The organism is Alteribacillus sp. HJP-4 (assembly GCF_042139015.1).
Lineage (GTDB): Bacteria > Bacillota > Bacilli > Bacillales > Marinococcaceae > JBHIKY01.
In genome coordinates this window covers 108,061-131,276 of sequence record NZ_JBHIKY010000004.1, presented here as the reverse complement: position 1 = coordinate 131,276, position 23,216 = coordinate 108,061, and the positions used below count along the sequence as shown (strand labels likewise).

Here is a 23,216-nt window from a genome sequence, read left to right as displayed (position 1 = left end):
ACTCTGTGGGATGAGGTTGGGGGATAATGAAAAACACACTGCTTTTTGCGGGACTTCTGCTGCTATTCGTACTTGCTGCCTGTTTGAACAATGCGCCGGATGAACAGGCGGAGGAAGGGACGGATGTAGAAGAAGCTTCTGAAGAAGAAGTGAATTCAGAAATAAGTGAAGAGGCAGATTCGAAGGTGACGACTCCTCTTACCGGGGTTCATACGGAAAAAATTTCACCCAAACGACCGCTTGCCGCGGTGATTAATAATCACCCAAAGGCTCGGCCCCACAGCGGACTGCCAGAGGCGGATGTCGTGTATGAAGTGCTTACTGAAGGGGATGTTACAAGACTGCTCGCTCTATATCAAAGTAAAGAGCCGGAGGAAATTGGAACGGTTCGCAGTGCGAGAGGCTATTTTATAGAGCTTGCAGACGGATATGATGCCATGTTCATTGCTCATGGCTGGAGCCCGGAGGCAGAGAGGATGCTTCAAAGCGGCGAAACCCCTTTTATAAATGGACTTCATTATGATGGAACCTTATTTCAACGTTCTTCTGATAGACCGGCTCCGCATAATTCATATATTTCCTATGAGGATGCTTTAACCGGCCTGGCAGAGAAAAATTATGACCTGGAAAAAGAAACGGAGCCTTTACGTTTTCGCACGGGGGATGCTGACTCTGAAGGCGTCTGGGAGGACGCTGAAAATGTCGATGTACAGTATGGAAGCACGTATACAGCGTCCTACAAATACGACGAATCGGAAAAAGTCTATGCACGTTCGAGCGATGGAGAAACAACCGTTGATAAAAATACAAAAAAACCGGTTAAACCCTCCAACGTTTTTATAGTAGAAGCACCGCACCAGGTTATTGACAGGGATGGCCGAAGACAAATTTCTCTAGAAGACGGAGGAAATGCACTGTTGCTTCAACGTGGTAAATCGTTATCTGTACAATGGAAAAACGAGAACGGTAGGATTCTTCCTAAACTGGAGGGGGAGACGATTCCTTTTGTTCCCGGCCAGACATGGATTCATATCGTTCCAGCTGCATCAGGTCTTTCTGAAATGGTCTCTGGAATTAAAGAATAGTGCAGAATTGATTAAAGCTTGAAATGAGGTGGATGCTGATGCAAATCGATAAGCTTAGAGGGAAAGAGCTCGATCAGCTTTTTAAAGCGATACTTTCATTAAAGGATCTGGAGGAGTGCTACGAATTCTTCGATGACCTGTGTACCATTAATGAAATACAATCCCTGGCTCAGCGCCTGGAGGTGGCGAGGATGCTGCAGAACGGTTACACCTACCATAAGATTGAGACAGAGACGGGAGCCAGTACGGCCACTATCTCCCGTGTTAAGCGCTGCCTCAATTACGGCAATGAAAGTTATCAAATGACCCTGAACCGGGTCCACGAACAGGAGAAGCAAAATAATCAGTCGTAATAGAAAGCTGTCCATATCCGGGCAGCTTTTATTTTTTACTTTCATACAGGTAGAAAAGCACTGAAAAGAGGGAATACAGGTACTATATGCAGGAGAGGGTCTTCTGTTAAAAGGGGGGGAGAATGATGGATTATGTCGGCACAACCGTTCAGAACTTCATTCGGCACTTCGGCACAGAGTGGTGTGAAAAGGACGATAATCTTCAAAAAGCGCTATATGATTTGTATGGTAGAGAGAGAAAAGATGTATCGGCCGTTCTTACAATAGTTGAGATGGACATGCTCTCTAAAATAAAATCAGCTTCTCCTAAAGATATGGAGTCGTATAAGCTTCTGGCTGCAATGCTGCAAGAAAAAGGTATTTCCAAAGAAATGGCTGAATGGGCTCTACACGTTTGCACGCTCGGCGTTCATAATGGACACTCTCCCTTCCCGGAATCAAGCAATCCCCTCCCCCAGCCCACGTATAAAGTGGTGAACACAAAGCATCGAAATACTCATAATAAAAACGAAAAATTGATTTATGATAAACATTCTCCTGAAAGTAAGGAGAAAGAATCTCGCCCGGATTTAATCGATTTATTGAAACAGCAGGAAAATTCAGCAGCAGATTATGAGATATGGGAAAAAGAAGAGCTGAGTAGTCGTTCTACCAGTGTTAAATCAAGAAGAACTTTCTGGTACATTGCGGCAGCAGGAGTGGTGCTGGTATTAACGGGATGGATTTTAAATGGCCTTGCAAAAGACAATAACGATGATATTTCAGCTTCCAGTGAGGAAGTGCCTCAAGACGATGAGTGGTTCCGCTGGATGGAAGAATTGGATGCGGCAGAAGCGGATAATACTTTAGATATCCCCGGCTGTGAAACGATAGAAAAAAGCGGAAATGTTCAAAATATGTTAGTGAAATATGACTACAGTGAATCAGAGGGAGAATCGGAAGGACGCCACTATTTTAGCTTTGATTCCTGTATGTATTATGAGAAGGAAGGAAAAAAGGACGGAACTATTTTTTCTGTGGGAACCAGTGTCGAGGGTATCGAAGCTTCTGAAGGTGATGTGGAAGATAGACTCGGTACGCCGCAAAGCCGGTTTACAGGAGGAGACACAGAAGAAACGAGGGTAATTTACGAATTAAACGACCATAATTTGTTTCTTGTATTTACCAGAGAAGAAAATGACCAATACTTATCTTATGCAGAAATCGGTGATGTTCCGCTTTCTGTATTAGGACATCATAATTTGGATAAAGAGACAATGTCTGTGCTCCCTCAGCCGGACAAAAACACAAACCGACGGAAATATAATGGAGAAACTGGAGGAATTGATTTTATGACGGAAGAGGCTCGCATTTATTTAGAAGAGCTTGCAATGTCTGCTGATGAATGGGGTGGATATGTGCCAGGCTGTACAATGCTTGAGGCATCATTGACCCCTGAAAGTCTCCTCGGATTTATGGGAGAGCCTCCTGATGAAGTGAGAGAAAGTGGGCATTTCCAGGTGTATCAGTATGGAGAATGTGACTTTTACACACCGGACGATGAAAAGAACAGGCCTTTCTCAGGGATTGCCACTTCAAACATTGAACAACATGTATCCATTAAACAGGCACGCCAGTTTTTTGGAGTGCCCGATGAGGAACGCACAATAAATGATGTTCCATTTGTCAGCTATGAATTCTCTTCCTATACTCTGCATTTAAGCTTTGATTCAGAAGATGAATTGCTCAGGAGAGTAGAAATGACCAGAGGAGGGCTCTGAAAATAAAGAATGTGGGTGCTGTGAATTCTGCATGTCATCCTCTCTTATTTTTGATATAATTAGTGGTTGAGATTCACTCATGTAGATGAACGGTTCGGGGGATCATTGAAAATGCTCACTTATAACGAATGGAAACACGTTTTTAAATTGGATCCTGCAAAAGAAATCAATGATGAGGCATTAGAAGCAATTTGTGAATCAGGAACCGATGCCATTATTGTTGGGGGAAGCGACGGGGTGACACTTGATAATACACTTGCGCTGCTGGCAAGAGTAAGGCGTTATTCAGTTGCGTGTGCGCTGGAAATTTCAAACCTTGAGGCCATTACTCCGGGATTTGATTATTTCCTCATTCCGGCAGTCCTTAATGCAGGAGATACGAAATGGATCACAGGTCTTCACCGCGAAGCCTTAAAAAAGTACGGCATGGTCATGAACTGGGAAGAGATTATTACAGAAGGATACTGTGTTCTGAACAAGAACGCGAAGGTAGCGGCTCTTACAGGTGCAGATACTGAGCTTTCAGGAGAAGATATAGAGGCCGCCGCCCTGCTTGCGGAGCGCTTGTTCCGACTTCCGGTATTTTATCTTGAATACAGCGGGGTATACGGAGACCCGGGAGTCGTAAAGCTGGCGGCTGATGCGCTTGAGCAAACACGACTATTTTACGGCGGCGGGATCTGCACTGCTGATCAAGCATCTGAAATGGCTGAATACGCCGACACCATTGTGGTAGGAAACATAGTCTATGATGATCTTGCATCTGCTCTGTCCACCGTGAAGGCAGTCAAAAAATAACATGGCAGAACATAGTCAAACAGGATATAATATAAATATACGAACATACGTTTTTAGGTGGTGTTTTTTATGCAGCGTCAGATTATTGAAAGAATGCTCTCCGGCATGAATCCGGAGCAGAAGGAAGCGGTACAGCTTACAGAAGGTCCGCTGCTCGTAATGGCCGGAGCAGGAAGCGGGAAAACCAGAGTCCTGACCCACCGGATTGCTTATTTAATTCGGGAAAAAGCAGTGCCACCTTATTCCATATTGGCGATTACATTTACGAATAAAGCCGCGCGGGAAATGAAAGGCCGGGTTGCGAAGCTCGTTGGTCCGGTAGCAGAAGACATCTGGATGTCCACATTTCATTCGATGTGTGTAAGAATTCTGCGCCGCGACATAGACAGGATCGGATACAACCGTAATTTTTCCATCCTTGATTCTACTGATCAGCTCTCTGTTATCAAACAGATCTTAAAAGATCAAAATATTGATTCCAAGAAATTTGAACCACGCAGTATTCTTGGTATTATTTCTTCTAATAAGAACATCCTGCTGACACCAAAGAAGTTTGCAGAAAAAGCATACGGCCCATTTGAAGAAACTGCTGCTGATGTTTACAAGGAATATCAACGCAGGCTCCGGACCAATCACGCGCTTGATTTTGATGATTTAATTATGATGACGATCCGGCTTTTCCGTGAAGTCCCTGAGGTTCTCGAGTTTTATCAGCGTAAATTCCAATATATACATGTGGACGAATACCAGGATACAAATAAAGCTCAATATACTTTAGTGAATCTGCTTGCTGAAAAGCACCGGAACATCTGTGTAGTTGGGGATTCTGATCAATCAATCTATAAATGGCGCGGTGCCGATATCCAGAATATACTTTCCTTCGAAGGTGATTATGAAGAAGCGGTGACGATTCTGCTCGAACAGAACTACCGCTCAACGAAGAATATCCTGCGTGCGGCCAATGAAGTTATAAAGAACAACGGCGGGCGCAAGCCGAAGAATTTATGGACGGATAATGAGGAGGGTTCCAATTTATACTACTATCAGGCAGCGGATGAACGGGACGAAGCATTTTATATTGTGGAAAAGATCAAAGAAGTCGTCGCCGCCGGCAACAATGATTATTCAGATATCGCTGTACTGTACCGGACAAATGCCCAGTCCCGTATTATTGAAGAAATGTTTTTAAAATCAAACATTAATTACAACATGATCGGCGGAACGAAATTCTACGACCGTAAAGAAATAAAAGATGTACTTGCCTATTTGCGGGTTATTGCAAATCCAGATGATGATATCAGCCTCGGACGGATCATAAATGTTCCCAAACGGGGAATCGGAGCGACAACGGTTGATAAGATTGCAGCTTTTGCAACCAGCCAGAATATTTCCATGTTTGCTGCACTGCAGGAGGCCGATCAAATCGGCCTGAATGGGAGAACAGCGGCTAAGCTTCAAGATTTTACAGCTCAGCTCGGGCACTGGATTCAAATGCAGGACTACTTATCGGTCACAGAGCTGGTGGAGGAGCTTCTTGAAAAAACCGGCTACCGGGATGCACTGAAAGCGGACAAGTCTCTAGAGTCTCAGAGCCGGCTTGAAAACATCGATGAATTTTTGTCCGTTACAAAAGATTTCGAGAAGAAAAACGATGATAAATCCTTGATCGCTTTTTTAACTGATTTGGCGCTGGTCGCTGATATTAATCAATCCGATGAAGAAGACGAGGACAGCGCTGTAATTATGATGACTCTCCACTCTGCAAAAGGTCTTGAATTCCCAATTGTTTTTCTTGTCGGAATGGAAGAAGGTATTTTTCCGCACAGCCGCTCGCTGTTTGAAGCAGAGGAAATGGAAGAGGAACGCCGGCTTGCCTATGTCGGTATTACCCGCTCAGAAAAAGAACTTCATTTAACACATGCACGCATGAGACAGCTTTATGGCAGAACTCAGGCCAACCCTGTTTCCAGATTTATTGAAGAGCTGCCTCAGGAGCTTCTGGAAGGAAAGGAAGAAACTCAGCAGCCTAACTGGATGGACTCAGGGAGCAGGACGACAGGGAAGATATCTCCGTATGAAAGAAAGCGGCAGGCTGCCACTGCCCCATCGCAGGGCAGAAGTATAGCAGCAAACACCGGCGGCAGTAATTTCGATTGGAGCGTTGGTGATAAAGCCGAGCATAAGAAATGGGGAACAGGAACGGTTGTGAGCACGAAAGGCGAAGGAGAAAACCTTGAACTGGATGTAGCATTCCCGACAGAGGGAATCAAGCGGCTGTTCGCCAAATTTGCCCCGATTACTAAGGTGTAATGGAAAGGAAGAACGTTGATGGAGCGGGATCAAGCTCATATAAAACTGGAGGAATTGCGCAACCTTCTTGAAAAATACGGGTATCATTACTACGTGCTGGACAAACCACTCGTGCCGGACGCGGAATATGATGAAAAAATGCAGGAGCTGATCAAACTGGAGGAAGAATTTCCAGACCTTCAGACTGCCGATTCTCCAAGTATCCGTATCGGCGGGGCTCCATTGGATGCTTTTGTAAAGGTCCAGCATGAAATTCCAATGATGAGTCTCGGCAACGCATTTAATGAACAGGATCTTCATGACTTTGACCGGAGAGTCCAGCAGGGAACCGGAGAGCCGGTGGAGTACATGTGTGAGCTTAAAATTGATGGCCTGGCCGTGTCTCTGCTCTACGAGAAAGGTTCCTTCGTGCGCGGTGCCACACGGGGGGACGGAACCACCGGCGAGGATATTACGAATAATTTAAAAACTGTCGGATCAATTCCACTCCGCTTAAATAAAAAGGCAGATATCGAAGTGCGTGGCGAAGTATTTATGCCGGAGCGTTCCTTCGAAAATCTAAATGAAGAGAAAGAGAAGAACGGGGAAATGCTGTTTGCCAATCCTCGCAACGCCGCAGCCGGATCATTGCGCCAGCTTGATCCCAAAATTGCTGCAAGCCGGAACCTTGACATTTTTCTATATGCCATCGCCGATGATAAAGGATTGGGGCTGCCTTCTCACAGTAAATCCCTGGAATACATGAAAGAGCTCGGCTTTAAAACAAATCCTGAAAACAGGCTTTGTACTTCCATGGATGAAGTCATCGATTATGTAAACAGCTGGCTGGACCGCCGTAATGATCTGAGCTATGAAATCGACGGCATTGTGGTGAAAGTAGATGACATTGACCATCAAGAGGACCTTGGTTTTACTTCGAAAAGCCCGCGCTGGGCGATTGCCTACAAATTTCCGGCGGAAGAAAAGGTGACTACGCTTGAAGGGATCACTCTATCTGTCGGCCGAACCGGTGTTGTTACCCCGAATGCGCAATTAAAAGAAGTACAGCTTGCAGGAACTACTGTAAAACGCGCTACTCTTCATAATGAAGATCTCATTCGTGAAAAGGATTTGAAGATCGGTGATCAGGTCGTCGTTAAAAAAGCCGGAGATATTATTCCGAAAGTGGTCCGGGTCCTCGATGAACTTCGTACTGGGGAGGAAAAGGACTTTCAGATGCCGGAAACATGCCCTTCATGTGAAAGCCGCTTGGTCCGGCTGGAGGACGAAGTTGCGCTTCGCTGCATAAATCCGCATTGTCCTGCTCAACTGCAGGAAGCTTTGATACATTTTGTCTCCCGAAATGCTATGAATATCGATGGTTTAGGGGAAAAAGTTATATTGCAGCTTTTCAGCCATGATTTGATTTCGAACATGACTGATCTTTATAAGCTGGAAAGAGAAGAACTGATCGAGCTTGAGCGCATGGGAGAAAAATCAGTTCAAAATCTTCTGGACGCAATCGAAGCTTCAAAGCAGAATTCTCTCGAACGATTATTGTTCGGCCTCGGTATCCGGTTTGTCGGTTCGAAAGCAGCCCGCACACTTGCAGAATACTTTGAGACGATGGAAAAAATTCGATCTGCAGGCATAGAAGATCTCATCGCAATCAATGAAATAGGGGAAAAGATGGCAGATTCTATAGTGAATTATTTCGATCAGCCTGAAGTAAATAAGCTTCTGGATGAATTAAAGGAACTCGGCCTGAACATGGAATATAAAGGTCCTAAACGAAAGGAAGCTGCTGAGGATTCTCTGCTTTCAGGAAAGACAGTCGTACTCACCGGCAGGCTTGAAACGCTTTCTAGAAAAGAAGCAAAAGAGATGGTTGAAATGCTCGGCGGTAAAGTGACCGGCAGTGTCAGTAAAAAGACAGACGTCGTCGTGGCTGGTGAAGAGGCAGGTTCAAAGCTTGATAAGGCAAGGGAACTGGGGATCGAGGTATGGAATGAAGGAAATTTAACAGAAGCAGCCTCCTCATTAACCTAATACAACTAACCGGACTGGAACCGCTGCCCGGCTCCGGTCCAATTATCTGTCGTCAAAGAGCGGATGGCTGAGATTACTAACTTTGCCCTCTTGAGAATTACAAAAAGAATCTCTAACATGAAAAATAACACGTGTATTTGGAAAAAGTAAGCAGGGATAAATAATCGAAACAGCTTTTCAGCACTGGCACAGTGGTCCAGGGAGTAGAAGGAGTTGGGGAAGATGATAAAAAAGGCATGGTTCGCATCCATGTCCGTGCTGATTCTTTTAGGCGGCTGCCTGCCCGGTATGCAGCCGGATGATGAAGGTGTCGATATCGAACAAGATGAAGCAAACGAGGACGAAACGGACGTCGAGGTCAGTCCTGAAGTTCCGAGCCTTAAAAATAATTACAGAAGCATACTGGAAGATGACGAATACATACATGGCAGCACCCGCGGCTACAGCCCGGATATTGTGTATAACCGGCTTGACCTGGAACGCATGGAAATTGGGCTCCAGGAAATTGCCTCAGATGATTTTCCGACAGAGGACTATTTCTTCCGGGAAGGCCAGTTTATCACAAGAGAAGAAATAGATAACTGGCTGAGAAGGGAAGCAGATCCGAATGAAGAAGGAGAAGGCGGCAATCCAAACGGACTTAACCCTCCTCTAGGAGAGGGAGACTCCTTTGAAGAACGGGAAAGGTCCGCTCCGCGGCCGCTTTCGACGATTTTAGAGCATAACTATGTTGTCGAGAATGATAATGGAAACCTGCAGTTAGGCGGAATTGTTATTGGACTATCGATGAACAGTATTTATTATTTCCGTGAACAGGAAGAAGACGGGGCATATGGGCCGTGGCTGGAGCAGCAGATTGATGAGGAGACCAGCCTCGAGGAAGGGAAGGCACTGGCGCAGGAAATACTTCAGAGGCTGAGGGATGAAGAGCGCGAGGACGGAGAGCTCAGCCAGGTTCCATTAACGTTTGCTCTATTTCGGGAAGCACCAAGAGATTCACCGGTACCTGGTGAATTTATTGCAACCGGTCATGCGGACCCTGGAGAAGATGTTGGCAATTGGGAAACATTAAACGAATCTCATTATTTATTTCCTTCCGATGCTGCAAATGAAGACCAGCGCGCAGACAATGAAGCCTTTAACCAATTTCGTGAGGATGTAAATCAATTTTTTGAAAATTACATTGGAGTAGTAGGGAGAGGCTATTATCAAAACGATGAACTGCGCTCGTTGAAAATTGACGTTCCAATTCGGTATTATAGTGAAACAGAAGTGATTGCACTAACGCAGCATATCACCGACCGTTTAGAGCAGCGCTTTCCTTCGGAACTGGAAATTGAAGTGAAAATTAAATCCACAAATGGCCAGGAAGCATTGATAGTAAAAGAAGCGAACGAAGATCCGTTTGTTCATGTTTATTAACTCAGTCGCAACTGGGGCGGCCATACGTTGCCCCGGCTATGCGAATTTGGTATTATCAAGATATTGTGCGAGAACGATTATTTCGGAGGTGACCCATTGTGGCACGTATTACAGAAGATCAAGTGAAGCACGTAGCTCATCTTGCCCGACTTTCCTTTACAGAAAAAGAAATCAGTACGTATACAGAGCAGCTGGATGCTATTATCAGTTTTGCTGAACAGCTGAATGAACTCGATACAGAAAATGTGGAACCTACCACGCACGTTCTGGATGTTCATAACGTTATGCGTGAAGATGTAAGAAAGCCGTCTATTAAACGCAAGGATGCTTTAAAAAATGCACCTGACGAGCAGGACGGCCAAATAAAAGTTCCATCCGTTTTGGAGTAAGGAGGAAAATGATGACATCGATTCTTGAAGAAAGCTTTTCATCGATACATAAAAAGCTTCAGTCTAAAGAAGTAAAGGTATCCGAATTAGTCGACGCATCTTTTAAGAGAATACATGAAGTCGACAGCAAAGTAGGAGCATTTTTAACACTGAATGAAGAACAAGCGAAAGAGCATGCAAATAAGCTGGATGACGCGATTAACAGCAGTGAGGCTCCCGGGCTTCTTTTTGGCCTTCCGGCAGGTATTAAAGATAATATCGTAACAAATAATCTGCGCACAACCTGTGCGAGTAAGCTGCTCGAGAATTTTTCGCCGGTGCATCAGGCAACCGTAGTAAACGGACTCGAGCGTGCTGAATCTGTAACCATAGGAAAGCTTAATATGGACGAATTTGCGATGGGCTCTTCAACGGAGAATTCCGGCCTGCAGACAACCCGTAACCCCTGGAATACGGAGCACGTACCAGGAGGTTCCAGTGGAGGCTCCGCAGCAGCAGTTGCAGCCGGAGAAGTGGTGTTTTCCCTTGGCTCTGACACAGGCGGCTCCATTCGACAGCCGGCTTCCTATTGCGGCGTAGTCGGCTTGAAACCTACCTATGGAAGGGTATCCCGTTTCGGACTCGTTGCTTTTGCTTCCTCTCTTGACCAAATCGGGCCACTGACCCGAACCGTCGAGGATAATGCCCGCGTGCTGCAGCAGATAGCAGGTCATTGTGAAAAAGATTCTACATCTGCGAATGTCGATGTGCCGGATTACTCAGCTTCACTCACTGGTGATGTGAAAGGAATGCGCATTGCTGTGCCTAAGGAATACTTGGCAGAGGGTGTCGATGAAAATGTAAAGCAGCGCGTGCTTGATGCTCTTGACGTACTCAAACAGCAGGGTGCCACCTGGGAAGAGGTATCGCTTCCGCACTCTAAATATGCACTGGCTGCTTATTACCTGCTTGCATCTTCCGAGGCTTCGGCCAACCTCGCCCGCTTTGACGGTGTCCGTTACGGGGTTCGCTCAGAAAATGCAGCCAACCTGATTGAAATGTACAAGGATACTAGAAGCAGGGGCTTCGGGGACGAAGTAAAACGCAGAATTATGCTCGGAACATTCGCACTCAGCTCCGGGTATTACGATGCGTACTATAAGAAGGCTCAAAAAGTACGGACCCTCATTAAGCGGGACTTTGATGAAATCTTAAAAAGCTACGATGTAATTATAGGCCCGACAGCTCCGACAACAGCATTTAAAGTCGGCGAGCAGATGGACGATCCTCTCACTATGTATGCTAACGACATCCTGACGATACCAGTCAACCTTGCCGGTGTGCCTGCGATCTCTGTGCCGTGCGGATTATCAGAAGGTCTGCCGGTTGGTCTGCAGATCATTTCCAGACCATTTGAAGAAGGCACCATTTACCGTGCAGCCCATGCGTTTGAACAAGCCACTGACTATCATAAAGCGAAGCCGGAACTGTAAGGGGGGAAAGAAAGATGAAATTTGATACAGTCATTGGACTTGAGGTCCACTCGGAATTGAAAACAGACACGAAAATTTTCTGCAATTGCTCCACTGAATTCGGCGCTCCGCCAAATACGAATACGTGTCCGGTCTGCCTTGGACATCCCGGTGTCCTGCCTGTCCTGAATAAACGAGCAGTCGAATACGCAATGAAGGCAGCGCTCGCGCTGAACTGTAAAGTTGCGGAAGAAACGAAGTTTGACCGCAAAAACTATTTTTATCCGGATAATCCAAAAGCATATCAAATCTCCCAGTTTGACAAACCAATTGGAGAACACGGCTGGATTGAAATTGAAGTCGACGGCTATAAAAAGAAAATCGGCATTACCCGCATCCATATGGAGGAAGACGCCGGTAAATTGACGCATGATGAATACGGAGATCATTCACTCGTTGATTTTAACCGTGTCGGCACCCCGTTGATTGAAATCGTGTCAGAGCCTGATATCCGAACACCAGCAGAGGCATACGCCTATTTAGAAAAGCTCAAAGCGATTCTTCAGTACACGGAAGTATCTGATTGTAAAATGGAGGAAGGCTCTCTCCGCTGCGATGCGAATATTTCTCTGCGCCCGGCCGGCCAGGAGGAATTCGGCACGAAGGCGGAGCTGAAGAATTTAAATTCCTTTGCAAACGTACAGAAAGGTCTGGAATACGAAGAAAAGAGGCAGGAGCAGGTCCTGCTTTCCGGAGGAGAGATACTTCAGGAAACGCTGCGCTGGGATGATGCGAAGAAAGAAACGATCCTCATGCGGGTAAAGGAAGGTTCTGATGATTACCGCTATTTTCCAGAACCGGACCTTGTCTCCCTGTATATTAATGAAGATTGGAAAAGTGAAATCAAAGCACAGATTCCAGAACTGCCGGATGCTCGAAAAGAACGGTATGTGAGCGAATACGGCCTGCCGGAATATGATGCCGCTGTTATCACCCAGTCCAAAGAGATGTCCGATTTCTTCCAGGAAGCAGTTAATGCCGGTGCAGATCCAAAACAGGCTTCAAACTGGCTCATGGGAGAAGTAAACGCTTATTTGAATGCAAATGGTAAAGAGCTGAAGGATACAGCGTTAAGCGCCCAGTCTCTTGGCAAACTGATTTCTTTAATTGAAAAAGGAACTATTTCCAGTAAGATTGCCAAGAAAGTCTTTGCAGATCTGATGGAAAAGGGCGGAGATCCGGAGACGATTGTAAAGGATAAAGGACTTGTACAGATCTCAGATGAAGGGGAATTGAAGAAAATTGTCGACGGTATCCTTGATAACAACCCACAGTCCATTGAAGATTTTAAAAACGGAAAAGACAAAGCACTTGGTTTTCTTGTCGGTCAGGTGATGAAAGAAACGAAAGGAAAAGCTAATCCGCAGCTTGTAAATAAGTTGATTAAAGAAGGCATGGAAGCCCGCTGATTTTTAACACCCAACCCTCTGTACTTCCTTTTTGGAAATGCAGAGGGTCTTTGATTTATTAATCGGGGGAGCGGGGGAATATTTCATGGAAAGGAAGAGGAATACAAAAAAGCCCGGTGTCAGCCGGGCCAGGGCGGAGGAAGCCCTTCATAACATGTTTATCGAAAATAGAAGCAGATCGTAAAGAGAGGGGGAAAACCGCTGCTTCTGGAATTAGACACTAGCTAATGGTGCCATATTCATTAGTTGATGTTTCATATATTTGAAATCCTGTTCCGAGGCATTCTCCAATATCTCAACGAGTAATTCAAAGGACATCGGCTCAGTTTTAGCTGCCTCGCGAAGAATATCAGCATCCTTCTCCCATATCAAAGACATCATCTCAATAAATGGGACATTTCCAGATAAAACAGGAGCATAAGTATAAACATAATCTCTTACTTCGCTTAGTTGTAAGCTGCCTTCGGCCTTAGAGAACTTTTCCCAGAACGTATAGACAAATTGATCCATTTCCATTCTTTTTTTCATTAAGAAGTCCTCCTTTTCAGGTGGTGCTGGGAAAAAGGAGTCCCTTACAAATTGTAAGGGACCAAAAACAGGGGTAAGCTTGGTTAGTGGTGTGAAAATAGAATATAATCCAAAGTAATATTAGTGAATATGAGGTAAAGTTACATCCAGTGTCGAAAAGTCGCCTGTAGCTGCTGCAAAAGCAAAAGCAAACCCTAACAGGCCGATTGTTTTGATCAATTTCATGAATTTACCTCCTTCAACTAATTTAACTTTCGATAGATTCATTGTTACATAGATTAAAAAGCTTCGCATTAAAGGTTAATTACGAAAATCGTAAATTAACTAGGAAATATCTACTGCTATCTGTTATATTTAAAAGTAGTGAGAAATATAGTACTCAATTTGGGGAGGGCTGTAAATGGCTATTGAAATCGGTGCAAAGTTAAAAGATTTAAGAGAATATTACAATGTGAGTCAAAGAGAATTGGCAAAAGATATTTGCTCCCAAAAGATGATTTCGAAAATTGAAAGAGGCGAATCCCAGCCCACCGCTGAAATATTATATGAAATAGCTATAAGGTTGGGGGTAGAAATTACTTATTTTTTCGCAGACAACGAAGCGCCGCGATTTAATTATGTCGAAGAAACAAAACAAAAAATAGAAGAGCTTGTTACAGCAACGGAATACCAAGAAGCTGTAAATATAGTAAAACAAGAACTTAAGAATCCATTGTTCCGCAAACCGATGCACACAAAATTTTTACTGTGGAAGAGAGCGATCTGCCATTTTCATTTAACCGATGAAAAGCATGAAGCACTTGAGCTAATTGAGCTGGCGATGGATATTGAAACGAACTCTAAAAAAACGATTACGTTAACAGACATTGAACTAAACATTACACTCGGCATTATGCATTCAGATTTGAAAGATTTTGATTCTGCTATTATATACTACCAAAAAGCGAGACGAATGATTGAAAAATTGCCAAAATTAAGTACAAACTCACAATTAGTGAAACTTCACTATAATTTAAGCCTGACTCAGTTTAGAATGCAGATTTATAAAGAATCAATCGAGGTAGCTTCTCAAGGAATAGAGTTATGTATAAAAACTGACTCTACTTTTTTACTTGGTAATTTATATTATCAAAAAGGAGTATCTTTATATTATGATGATAACTCAAGAGAAGGTTTACAATATATGAAGAAAGCAATTTACCTATTTGAAGAAAAAGATCAGCAGGTTTTCAAAGAATTCGTAGAAGCAAATTTTTTAAGATATCAACGATTGGCAGTCGGCAAAGCAATAAGCTGACAATCATGTAATTCGCCAGCCTTATATTATTCGTGTAAAATATAAAGAAAGCAATTTATATTGAAAACGGGAGAAATCTAATGAAAAAAGCGAGAGTTATTTATAACCCAACGTCGGGAAAAGAGCAGATGAAAAAGCAGCTTCCTTACATTCTTAACCGCTTGGAAGAACAGGGCTATGAAGCATCAGCCCATATGACAAAGAGGGAGGGCTGTGCGAAAGAGGAAGCGAACCGCGCAGGTAGAAATGGTTTTGATGTTGTCATTGCTGCAGGAGGTGACGGCACGATATTTGAAGTGATAAACGGCCTGGCAGAACTCAAGAAACGGCCGAAGCTTGGTTTAATACCTGCTGGAACGACAAATGATCTCGCGCGGGCTCTCGGCATACGCGGCAACAGCATTGAAAGAGTGTGTGATATTCTCAGCACCGGCAACAGTAATCCGATTGATATTGGAAAAGTCAATAATCAATATTTTATTAATATAGCAGCAGGCGGTAAATTAACAGAATTAACGTATGATACCCCCAGTAAGCTGAAAACGATGATGGGTCACTTGGCATACTATGTGAAAGGAGTAGAAAAACTTGGCTCTCTCAAGCCAAAAAAAGTAAAGATTGAATACGACGGAAAGCTCTTCGAAGGAGAAATAATGATGTTTTTAATCGCCAATACCAATTCTGTAGGCGGTTTTGAAAAGCTTCTTCCGAATGCTTCTTACAATGATGGTATGTTTGACATGATCATAATTAAGAAGACAAATGTTGCGGAGATTGTAAGAATTGGCACACAGGCATTGAATGGTGAGCATCTTCATCACAATAAGGTTATGTATGTGCAGGCGAACCGAATTAAAATCGAAGCAGATAGTGATATGCAGCTTAATCTCGACGGCGAGTATGGGGGCAAACTCCCGGCAGAATTTGTGAACCTGCATCGCCATGTGGAAATGTTCTGCCCGTAAACTTTCCTTGATGAAAACTCAGTGGGATGGTCCAGTCTGCTGAGTTTTTTTAGTTCTCCATTTGATTTTCATCCTGCTGGTTGAAAGTATCCTCCCACTCCTTATCAAAATCTTCCCACTGTTTATCGAAGTTTTCCCAGTCGTTCTCGGTTTGTCCGGTGTCTGATAGCTCAGAGTTTTCCAGATGGTTATCCGGGATAGAGAATTTATCGGAAATACTGGCGTCCGGGGATTCTACGGTAATATTTTTACTGTTCCAAAGCTGTGCCCGCATTTCTCTCATAGCTCCAAACGTCATTCCGAATTTGTCCCAGGTGCTTTGAAAAGATGAGTCTTGTCTGGTTTCCTCTAAAAATAAAGAATGGCTGTCGTTTTCTAATTCCTGAAATGACTGATTGACATCAGCGAGTCGTTCTTCTTCAGAACGAATTTCTTCGTCAGCTTCCTCTACTTCATTTTGGGCATCAGTCCAGCGCTCTTCGAAGGTTTCTTCATCAATTTCTTCAGGTTCTTTCTGCGGCTGAAACGGCCAGAAGCTGCTTGCATCAACGAGATGGGGCTGCATGAAAAACATAAAGCAGATGCCCAATATAAAAATGGCTTTCTTCGTCATCGCTGCGGCTCCTTCAATTATGTAAGATGTTGCTAATAAAATTATAGCATAGAAAATAATTGAAAGAAGATAAATTTGTTACTCCTTTTGACTCCGGTAATTACGTTGTGAGGAGAGAAATATGACAAAATAAAAAATCCGAGTAGAAATTCTACTCCGAAAAAAGTCTACCTCTTTGATGCAGTCTTACCATTAAGGAGTACCTTCTTCTTTAATCCTTCCAAAAAAAATTTAATCTCAATAAAAGGAATAAAATATTAAAAAAACTTGGCGGGAAGCCAAGTTTTTCTTTACTGGGTTTGTCCCACCCTCTATCTTTTAGTGGCCTTTTCGAATATTGAACATAGACCAGATTCCTGTCACCACAGAAATCAGGATGGTGAAAATAATAAACCAATGCATGCAGTATGTACCCCTTTCGCTGCGGAGATGTTTTCTTTAATGTCAGTGTACTCTATTAAAAATAATATTATTCTTTTACGAAAAAATCAATATAGAAAGCCTTTTCAATGAAAATACCGCAACTAAATCCAGTAAAAAAAGAAACCCCTTATACAAAGAGGTTACATCTTCATTCTACGTGTTTTAAGATTGAGTCTGAGCTTCTTCTTCCTGGAGAGACTTTCGTTCTTCCTCGGTAAATACGCGTGAGCGAGATAAAAATCGTTTGCCCTCTGGACCTTCAAGGGAAAACATTCCTCCGCGTCCGTCCACCACGTCTATGATAATCTGTGTGTGCTTCCAGTATTCATATTGATCCTTTGACACATAAAACGGGGCACCGCCTATATCTCCAAGGTGGACATCACTATCACCGGTGCGGAAATCGCCTTTTGGATAACACATTGGCGAACTTCCATCGCAGCAGCCTCCGGATTGATGAAACATCAGCTCTCCGTGGCGTTCTTTTAATTTTTCCATCAATTCAAGGGCTGCATCTGTGGCAGTAACTTTTTCCACTTTCATCAGTTATCACCCTTTCATTAATTCTACTTATATTGTACCCGATTATAAGGTAAGCATAACATTTTTAAAAAAGCAGGAAAGACATGAGCCTGTCTTCCTGCCTGATGTTTTGATTTTAGAAAAAACCAAGGGGATCATCGCCGTAACTGACGAGAAGATTCTTCGTCTGCTGGTAGTGGCCAAGCATCATCTTATGGTTTTCCCGGCCGATCCCGGATTTCTTATATCCGCCGAATGCTGCGTGAGCCGGGTAGTCATGATAGCAGTTTGTCCATACACGACCTGCCTGAATTTCACGTCCGAACCGATAAGCTGTGTTGATATCGCGGGACCACACTCCGGCACCAAGTCCATAGAGAGTGTCATTTGCAATTTCCAGTGCTTCCTGATTTGTTTTAAAAGTAGTGGCTGCAAGCACCGGCCCGAATATTTCCTCCTGGAAAATTCTCATCTTATTGTGCCCTTTAAATACAGTCGGTTGAATATAATAACCATTGGCGAGTTCGCCTTCAAGCTGATTGCGGCCGCCGCCGGCTAGCACTTCAGCGCCTTCTTCTTTACCGATCTCTAAATAAGACGTAATCTTTTCCATCTGCTCCTGTGAAGCCTGGGCTCCCATCATGGTTTCGGTATCTAGCGGGTGGCCGACCTTAATGGATTCTACCCGCTGGAGAGCACGCTCCATAAAGCGGTCATAAATTGACTCATGAATTAAGGCACGGGACGGACATGTACATACTTCACCCTGGTTCAACGCAAACATGACCATGCCTTCGATGGCTTTATCAAGGAATTTGTCATCCTCACGCATCACGTCCTCGAAGAAAATATTCGGGGATTTTCCGCCGAGCTCGAGTGTGACAGGGATTATATTTTCAGACGCATACTGCATAATTAAACGTCCAGTTGTTGTTTCACCGGTGAAAGCGACTTTGTTAATACGACTGTTGGTGGCAAGCGGTTTGCCGGCTTCCACGCCAAACCCACTCACGATATTCACCACGCCGGGCGGAAGCAGATCATGAATCAGATCCATCAGCACAAAGATTGATGCCGGTGTCTGTTCTGCCGGCTTTAATACAACGCAGTTCCCGGCCGCAAGTGCAGGAGCCAGCTTCCATGTAGCCATTAAAATTGGAAAGTTCCAGGGAATAATCTGGCCTACCACGCCGAGGGGCTCATTAAAATGATAAGCAACCGTGTTATCATTAATCTGGCTGATGGAACCCTCTTCAGCGCGGATGACACCTGCGAAGTATCGGAAATGGTCTACAGCAAGCGGAATGTCAGCATTCAGTGTTTCGCGTACTGCTTTTCCGTTATCCCACGTTTCTGCAACCGCAAGCCTTTCCAGGTTTTCTTCGATTCTGTCTGCAATTTTATTTAAGATATTTGCTCTTTCTGCTGCGGAGGTTCTTCCCCAGGAATCTTTTGCCTGGTGTGCTGCATCAATCGCCAGCTCTACGTCTTCTGACGAGGAGCGAGCCACTTGACAAAATACTTCGCCGGTAACAGTTGTGATATTGTCAAAATATTCACCTTTTACAGGTGGTTTATATTCCCCACCAATAAAATTGTCGTAGCGGTCTTTAAATTGTACGGGACTTCCAGAAGTATTTGGTGCATCATAACGCATTTTTTTCCATCTCCTTTCGGGTGTAAAAACGTGCTTTCATGATTCTTCAGGCACCTGCCTGTATTTTTCCAGACACGTAAAGTGGCTTGCCCTCCTTTTCTTGTATTCGCTTACATTAGTATATTCTACCATTTGTGACATACTATTTAAAATATAAGACTTTTAAAATCCAAAAAATATTTTCCAAGAAAATGAAAAAGCCTGATAGAATTGGATTCTACCAGGCGGCTGTCAAATTATCACAGTTTCACGTGCTTTAATTCTTCTAGAATGCTGTCGATTTCTCCGCTCACATCGTCTGTTAATTCTACTTCGGCCGCTTTGAGGTTCTCTTCTAGCTGAGAGGGGCGGCTTGCGCCGACGATTGCAGAGCTGACACCGGGCTTTCGCAGAATCCAGGCAAGGGCAAGCTGAGAGAGTTTAATGCCCAGTTCGTTTTGAGCAAGATCCTCGAGTCGGATGACCTGCTGCAGTACGTCATCATTTAAATATTGCTTCATGAATCGGTTAATGTCTTCATTTGCTGCCCGGCTGTCCTTTGGAACCTCCTGGCCGGGACGGTACTTTCCGGTCAATATCCCCTGAGCCAGCGGGGAAAAGACGACCTGGCCAATCCCATTGGCTTCGCTGACAGGCATAACATCTTTTTCAATATAGCGGACAAGCATGTTATAGATCGGCTGATTGGAGACCATCGGATTCAGGTTGCGCTCTTTTGCGACATGTACAGCATCGGCAATCTGTGCGGCTGACCACTCGCTTACACCATAGTATAAAATTTTCCCCTGCTTTACGAGATCATCAAGGGCCATTAAGGTTTCTTCCACCGGCGTCTCCGGATCAAAGCGGTGGCATTGATACAGGTCCACGTAATCAACGCCTAAGCGCTGCAGGCTTGCCTCACACTGCTCGACAATATGCTTTCGGGATAAGCCGCGGTCATTCGGTCCTTCTCCCATTGGAAAGTAAACTTTGGTGGCAAGAACGTAACTGTCCCGGGCATAATCACTCAATGCACGCCCGACGACTTTTTCTGCTTCTCCGCGGTTGTAAACATTTGCGGTGTCGAAGAAGTTAATTCCATTGTTGTAGGCGTGATGAATAATATCAATCGAGTTATTATCTTCGACGGATTCTCCATAGGTAAGCCAGCTGCCGAGTCCGATTTCGCTTATTTTCATTCCACTGCTTCCTAAGCGGCGATAATTCATTTCCAAATCACTCCAGTATTTTTTTTATTTCATTTCTCCACGAGTATTGAGGCTCCCAGCCGAGCAATTGTTTTGCTTTTTTATTGCTGAAGAGTGTGCGATAGTTATCAAGCGGTTCACGAAAATCAGTGACCTCTGGAAAAGCAGCTTTCATTAACTCTTCCCCGGTCATGTCCATGCTCGAATCATCATTTGCAATATTCAGCTCTACTGCTCCCAGACCGTCCTTTTCTACCGCACAGCGGTAGGCAGCGCCAGCATCACGGGCATCAATATAGCTCCATAAAATGGATTTTCGTTCGAGTGGTTTGTGGATAAAGGAAGGGAAATTCTCATATTTTTCAGGTGTAATCACATTTCCCAGCCTCATGGAGACCACTTGCATACCCGTACGGCGGTGGATAGCCTTTGCAGTCTCTTCATTGGCAATCTTTGATAATCCGTAGCTGTCTTCCGGCAGCTGTGGATGATCTTCATCAAGCGGCACATATTGAGGGGCGAGCCCCTGCTTGGAGAAAACGAGCCCGTAAGAGGATTCACTGGAGGTAATAGCGGCTTTTTTTATGCCGAGCTGGGCAGCTGCCTCCAGTACGTTATAAGTAGACAGTACATTGTTGACAAAAGTGACTTCATTCGGGTGAGAATATGCGACCGGAATAGCTGCCAGGTGAACGACGGCATCCGCTCCAGCCAGCCCGCTGAAAACTTCACCAAGGTTAGTTAAATCTGTAATGATTGTCGGACAAAGAGGGTTGTCCGGTTTTTTTGAGTCCAGGTTTATTACCTCATAGCTGTGATTAACAAATTCCTGAATCACGGCGGGGCCCAGCAGACCGCTTCCCCCGGTGATTACGACTTTTTTCATCGTGTACCTCCTTTGTATTATGAAGCTGATGTGTACTGTACCTATCATATATGGTAAACGCTTGCATTTGAAGAAGTGAAATATTTTTCATATACTATATAGAATAGAAGTTAGTATAAAAAAGATAGTAAGTACAAATTTGATAGAAAAGGGAGGGGATTGACAGTGGAAACAACAGATCAGGAATTAAAAAATGTCGAATGCTCGATTGAAAAGGCGCTTGATGTCATCGGTGGGAAATGGTCTTTTCTTGTGTTAAAAGAGTTATTCGAAGGAACCCGACGATTCGGCGAGCTGAAGAAATCTATCTCTCATATCAGTCCGAAGGCGTTAACAGATACACTCCGGCATCTGGAAGAAAGTGAAATTCTTACACGGACCGTCTATCCAACTGTTCCGCCAAAGGTAGAATATACGCTGACACAAAAAGGACAGGAACTGCATAAAATCACCAAAGAAATGAAGCTTTGGGGAGCAAAGTGGACATAAGCTTTTTTGGGGCCAGGCCCCGCCGAAAATTACACAATTCAAATTAAAAAGAGGGGCTACGATGGAACATACGGTTGAACGATTACAGAAGATGCACTGGCCGCAGGTCGAAGAAATATATAAAATGGGAATTGCAACCGGAAGCGCGACTTTTGAAACGAAAGCACCCTCCTGGGAGATTTGGTCCGCGACACATGATCTTGTCTGCAGGATGGTTGTGGTAGATGACAGCAATGGCCGTGTGCTTGGCTGGGCAGCGATTTCCCCTGTTTCCAATCGCGAGGTCTACAACGGGGTCGGGGAAACAAGCATCTATATCCGCGATGAAGTAAGAGGGCGCGGAGTCGGCACTCTTCTGCTGCAGGAAATGATCCGCGTGACGGAAAAGGAAGGTTATTGGACACTGCAGGCAGGAATATTTCCGGAAAATAAGAACAGCATAAAAATCCATAAAGCAGCCGGGTTCCGCAGGGTTGGTGTCAGAGAGCGGATCGGCCAGCTGAAGGGGAGCTGGAAGGATGTCGAGCTGTATGAACGCCGCAGTGATGTAGTCGGCATGGACAGCGCCGAGGTGGACTTAGAACGAAAGCGGATTTGACAGCAGTTAGTGGATGATGGAAAAATGTGCTGTCAGTGATGGAGAGATTAAGGATGAACATTCGAAATTTAAAAACATTTTTATCAGCAAGCAGCCACTTAAACTTTACCCGTACCGCAGAGGAGCTTAATTTTGCCCAGCCTACGGTAACCGCACAGATTCATTCGTTAGAAAAAGAGCTGAATCAAAAACTGTTTTACCGGATAAATAATAAAATTATTCTCACACCAGCCGGAGAAATTTTGAAAGAGAAGGCGGAAAAATTATTAGAGGTCATTGAAGAGATCAATGAGGATTTTGAGGCGTTATACGATCCATATGGGGAGGTGAGAGTGGCCGCCTCTGAATTTTACTGTACTCATTACTTTCCGCAGATCATTGCTAACTATAATGAGCTCCATTCTGCTAATTTTTTGGCGCTGCATTCCTGCCACAGCAATGACGTGATAGATGGTGTCTACAGCAATCACTACGATATTGGCATTATCAGCGGTGTGTTATCTTCCGAAGCAGTTCATAATATCATTTTAGAAGAAGAGGAACTGCTGCTTGTCTGTTCCCCTGCGCTACTTACTAATTCCACACCTATCAGTGAGCTTACATATATTCACTATAAAGTGGAGGGTCATTATAAACGGGAAATGGACAGATTTTTACACGATATAGATTTACAGCCTGCTACAAAAATCGAAATTGGCAGTGAAGAAGGAGTGAAGCGAGCGATCATCAATAAAATGGGACTAGGGCTGGTAAGTCAAAATTTAGTAAAGCATGAATTAAGGAAAGGTCTTCTCGTGAAAGTCCCCTTGGAAGCTCCACCCATTACTATAGAAACCTCTCTAATCTGTTTAAAAGATAAAGCAGAGGAACCAAACATCAAATCTTTAAAGAATTTAATCATCAATCATTGGCCTGAATCTTTTGAAGATTACAATTGAGCCTGTCCTGAGGCAGGCCCTTTTTTATTTTTCTTTAAAAAAATC

General features: G+C 44.2%; 21 protein-coding genes. 15 read left to right on the top strand and 6 right to left on the bottom strand.

Annotated features, from left to right (window positions below; all coding sequences use genetic code 11):
- Nucleotides 1–26: 26 nt before the first annotated feature.
- From ACE4RR_RS05130 to gatB, 10 genes are all read left to right on the top strand, one after another.
- Nucleotides 27–1,085 (top strand): DUF3048 domain-containing protein, encoded by a 1,059-nt coding sequence (locus ACE4RR_RS05130; RefSeq protein WP_375534328.1) that lies wholly within the window; start codon nucleotides 27–29, stop codon nucleotides 1,083–1,085.
- A gap of 38 nt (nucleotides 1,086–1,123) precedes the next feature.
- A complete protein-coding gene (locus tag ACE4RR_RS05125; protein ID WP_375534327.1) occupies nucleotides 1,124–1,438 on the top strand; it encodes a YerC/YecD family TrpR-related protein in 315 nt (104 codons plus the stop codon).
- A gap of 122 nt (nucleotides 1,439–1,560) precedes the next feature.
- A complete protein-coding gene (locus tag ACE4RR_RS05120; protein ID WP_375534326.1) occupies nucleotides 1,561–3,198 on the top strand; it encodes a hypothetical protein in 1,638 nt (545 codons plus the stop codon).
- A 111-nt stretch (nucleotides 3,199–3,309) separates the two neighbouring features.
- On the top strand, nucleotides 3,310–3,996 hold the full coding sequence (gene pcrB / locus ACE4RR_RS05115; protein ID WP_375534325.1) for a heptaprenylglyceryl phosphate synthase: 687 nt from the start codon (nucleotides 3,310–3,312) through the stop codon (nucleotides 3,994–3,996).
- A gap of 69 nt (nucleotides 3,997–4,065) precedes the next feature.
- Nucleotides 4,066–6,306, top strand: coding sequence for a DNA helicase PcrA (gene pcrA / locus ACE4RR_RS05110; protein WP_375534324.1), 2,241 nt, complete (start codon nucleotides 4,066–4,068; stop codon nucleotides 6,304–6,306).
- Between the two features lie 18 nt (nucleotides 6,307–6,324).
- Nucleotides 6,325–8,334 (top strand): NAD-dependent DNA ligase LigA, encoded by a 2,010-nt coding sequence (ligA, locus tag ACE4RR_RS05105; RefSeq protein WP_375534323.1) that lies wholly within the window; start codon nucleotides 6,325–6,327, stop codon nucleotides 8,332–8,334.
- Nucleotides 8,335–8,556: 222 nt separating this feature from the next.
- Nucleotides 8,557–9,756, top strand: coding sequence for a CamS family sex pheromone protein (locus ACE4RR_RS05100; protein ID WP_375534322.1), 1,200 nt, complete (start codon nucleotides 8,557–8,559; stop codon nucleotides 9,754–9,756).
- A 98-nt stretch (nucleotides 9,757–9,854) separates the two neighbouring features.
- Nucleotides 9,855–10,145, top strand: coding sequence for an Asp-tRNA(Asn)/Glu-tRNA(Gln) amidotransferase subunit GatC (gene gatC, locus ACE4RR_RS05095; RefSeq protein WP_375534321.1), 291 nt, complete (start codon nucleotides 9,855–9,857; stop codon nucleotides 10,143–10,145).
- Nucleotides 10,146–10,156: 11 nt separating this feature from the next.
- Nucleotides 10,157–11,617, top strand: coding sequence for an Asp-tRNA(Asn)/Glu-tRNA(Gln) amidotransferase subunit GatA (gatA, locus tag ACE4RR_RS05090; protein WP_375534320.1), 1,461 nt, complete (start codon nucleotides 10,157–10,159; stop codon nucleotides 11,615–11,617).
- A gap of 14 nt (nucleotides 11,618–11,631) precedes the next feature.
- Nucleotides 11,632–13,065 (top strand): Asp-tRNA(Asn)/Glu-tRNA(Gln) amidotransferase subunit GatB, encoded by a 1,434-nt coding sequence (gene gatB / locus ACE4RR_RS05085; RefSeq protein ID WP_375534319.1) that lies wholly within the window; start codon nucleotides 11,632–11,634, stop codon nucleotides 13,063–13,065.
- Between the two features lie 213 nt (nucleotides 13,066–13,278).
- Here the strand turns inward: gatB and ACE4RR_RS05080 are convergent, their stop codons facing one another.
- Complete coding sequence (locus ACE4RR_RS05080; protein WP_375534318.1) at nucleotides 13,279–13,593, bottom strand: hypothetical protein; 315 nt, start codon at nucleotides 13,591–13,593, stop codon at nucleotides 13,279–13,281.
- Between the two features lie 400 nt (nucleotides 13,594–13,993).
- Here ACE4RR_RS05080 and ACE4RR_RS05075 point away from each other — a divergent pair, with 400 nt between their 5' ends.
- Together ACE4RR_RS05075 and ACE4RR_RS05070 are read left to right on the top strand one after the other, a co-directional pair.
- Nucleotides 13,994–14,890 (top strand): helix-turn-helix domain-containing protein, encoded by an 897-nt coding sequence (locus tag ACE4RR_RS05075; protein WP_375534317.1) that lies wholly within the window; start codon nucleotides 13,994–13,996, stop codon nucleotides 14,888–14,890.
- A gap of 80 nt (nucleotides 14,891–14,970) precedes the next feature.
- Nucleotides 14,971–15,855, top strand: a complete 885-nt coding sequence (locus ACE4RR_RS05070; protein ID WP_375534316.1) for a diacylglycerol kinase — start codon at nucleotides 14,971–14,973, stop codon at nucleotides 15,853–15,855.
- Nucleotides 15,856–15,904: 49 nt separating this feature from the next.
- Here ACE4RR_RS05070 and ACE4RR_RS05065 read toward each other — a convergent pair whose 3' ends face one another.
- From ACE4RR_RS05065 to ACE4RR_RS05045, 5 genes are all read right to left on the bottom strand, one after another.
- On the bottom strand, nucleotides 15,905–16,468 hold the full coding sequence (locus ACE4RR_RS05065) for a hypothetical protein (RefSeq protein ID WP_375534315.1): 564 nt from the start codon (nucleotides 16,466–16,468) through the stop codon (nucleotides 15,905–15,907).
- A 585-nt stretch (nucleotides 16,469–17,053) separates the two neighbouring features.
- On the bottom strand, nucleotides 17,054–17,434 hold the full coding sequence (locus tag ACE4RR_RS05060; protein WP_375534314.1) for a DUF779 domain-containing protein: 381 nt from the start codon (nucleotides 17,432–17,434) through the stop codon (nucleotides 17,054–17,056).
- Between the two features lie 115 nt (nucleotides 17,435–17,549).
- A complete protein-coding gene (adh, locus tag ACE4RR_RS05055; protein WP_375534313.1) occupies nucleotides 17,550–19,070 on the bottom strand; it encodes an aldehyde dehydrogenase in 1,521 nt (506 codons plus the stop codon).
- Between the two features lie 239 nt (nucleotides 19,071–19,309).
- A complete protein-coding gene (locus tag ACE4RR_RS05050; RefSeq protein ID WP_375534312.1) occupies nucleotides 19,310–20,281 on the bottom strand; it encodes an aldo/keto reductase family protein in 972 nt (323 codons plus the stop codon).
- A 7-nt stretch (nucleotides 20,282–20,288) separates the two neighbouring features.
- Complete coding sequence (locus ACE4RR_RS05045) at nucleotides 20,289–21,146, bottom strand: NAD-dependent epimerase/dehydratase family protein (RefSeq protein WP_375534311.1); 858 nt, start codon at nucleotides 21,144–21,146, stop codon at nucleotides 20,289–20,291.
- A gap of 165 nt (nucleotides 21,147–21,311) precedes the next feature.
- Between ACE4RR_RS05045 and ACE4RR_RS05040 the strand changes: the two genes are divergently transcribed.
- The 3 genes from ACE4RR_RS05040 to ACE4RR_RS05030 all read left to right on the top strand — a co-directional run bounded on the left by ACE4RR_RS05040 (nucleotide 21,312) and on the right by ACE4RR_RS05030 (nucleotide 23,171).
- Complete coding sequence (locus tag ACE4RR_RS05040) at nucleotides 21,312–21,635, top strand: winged helix-turn-helix transcriptional regulator (RefSeq protein WP_375534310.1); 324 nt, start codon at nucleotides 21,312–21,314, stop codon at nucleotides 21,633–21,635.
- Nucleotides 21,636–21,696: 61 nt separating this feature from the next.
- Nucleotides 21,697–22,233 carry a GNAT family N-acetyltransferase gene (locus ACE4RR_RS05035; RefSeq protein ID WP_375534309.1) on the top strand — a complete coding sequence of 179 codons (537 nt, stop codon included), beginning with the start codon at nucleotides 21,697–21,699 and terminating at the stop codon, nucleotides 22,231–22,233.
- 53 nt (nucleotides 22,234–22,286) lie between these two features.
- Nucleotides 22,287–23,171 carry a LysR family transcriptional regulator gene (locus ACE4RR_RS05030; RefSeq protein ID WP_375534308.1) on the top strand — a complete coding sequence of 295 codons (885 nt, stop codon included), beginning with the start codon at nucleotides 22,287–22,289 and terminating at the stop codon, nucleotides 23,169–23,171.
- Nucleotides 23,172–23,216: the final 45 nt, after the last annotated feature.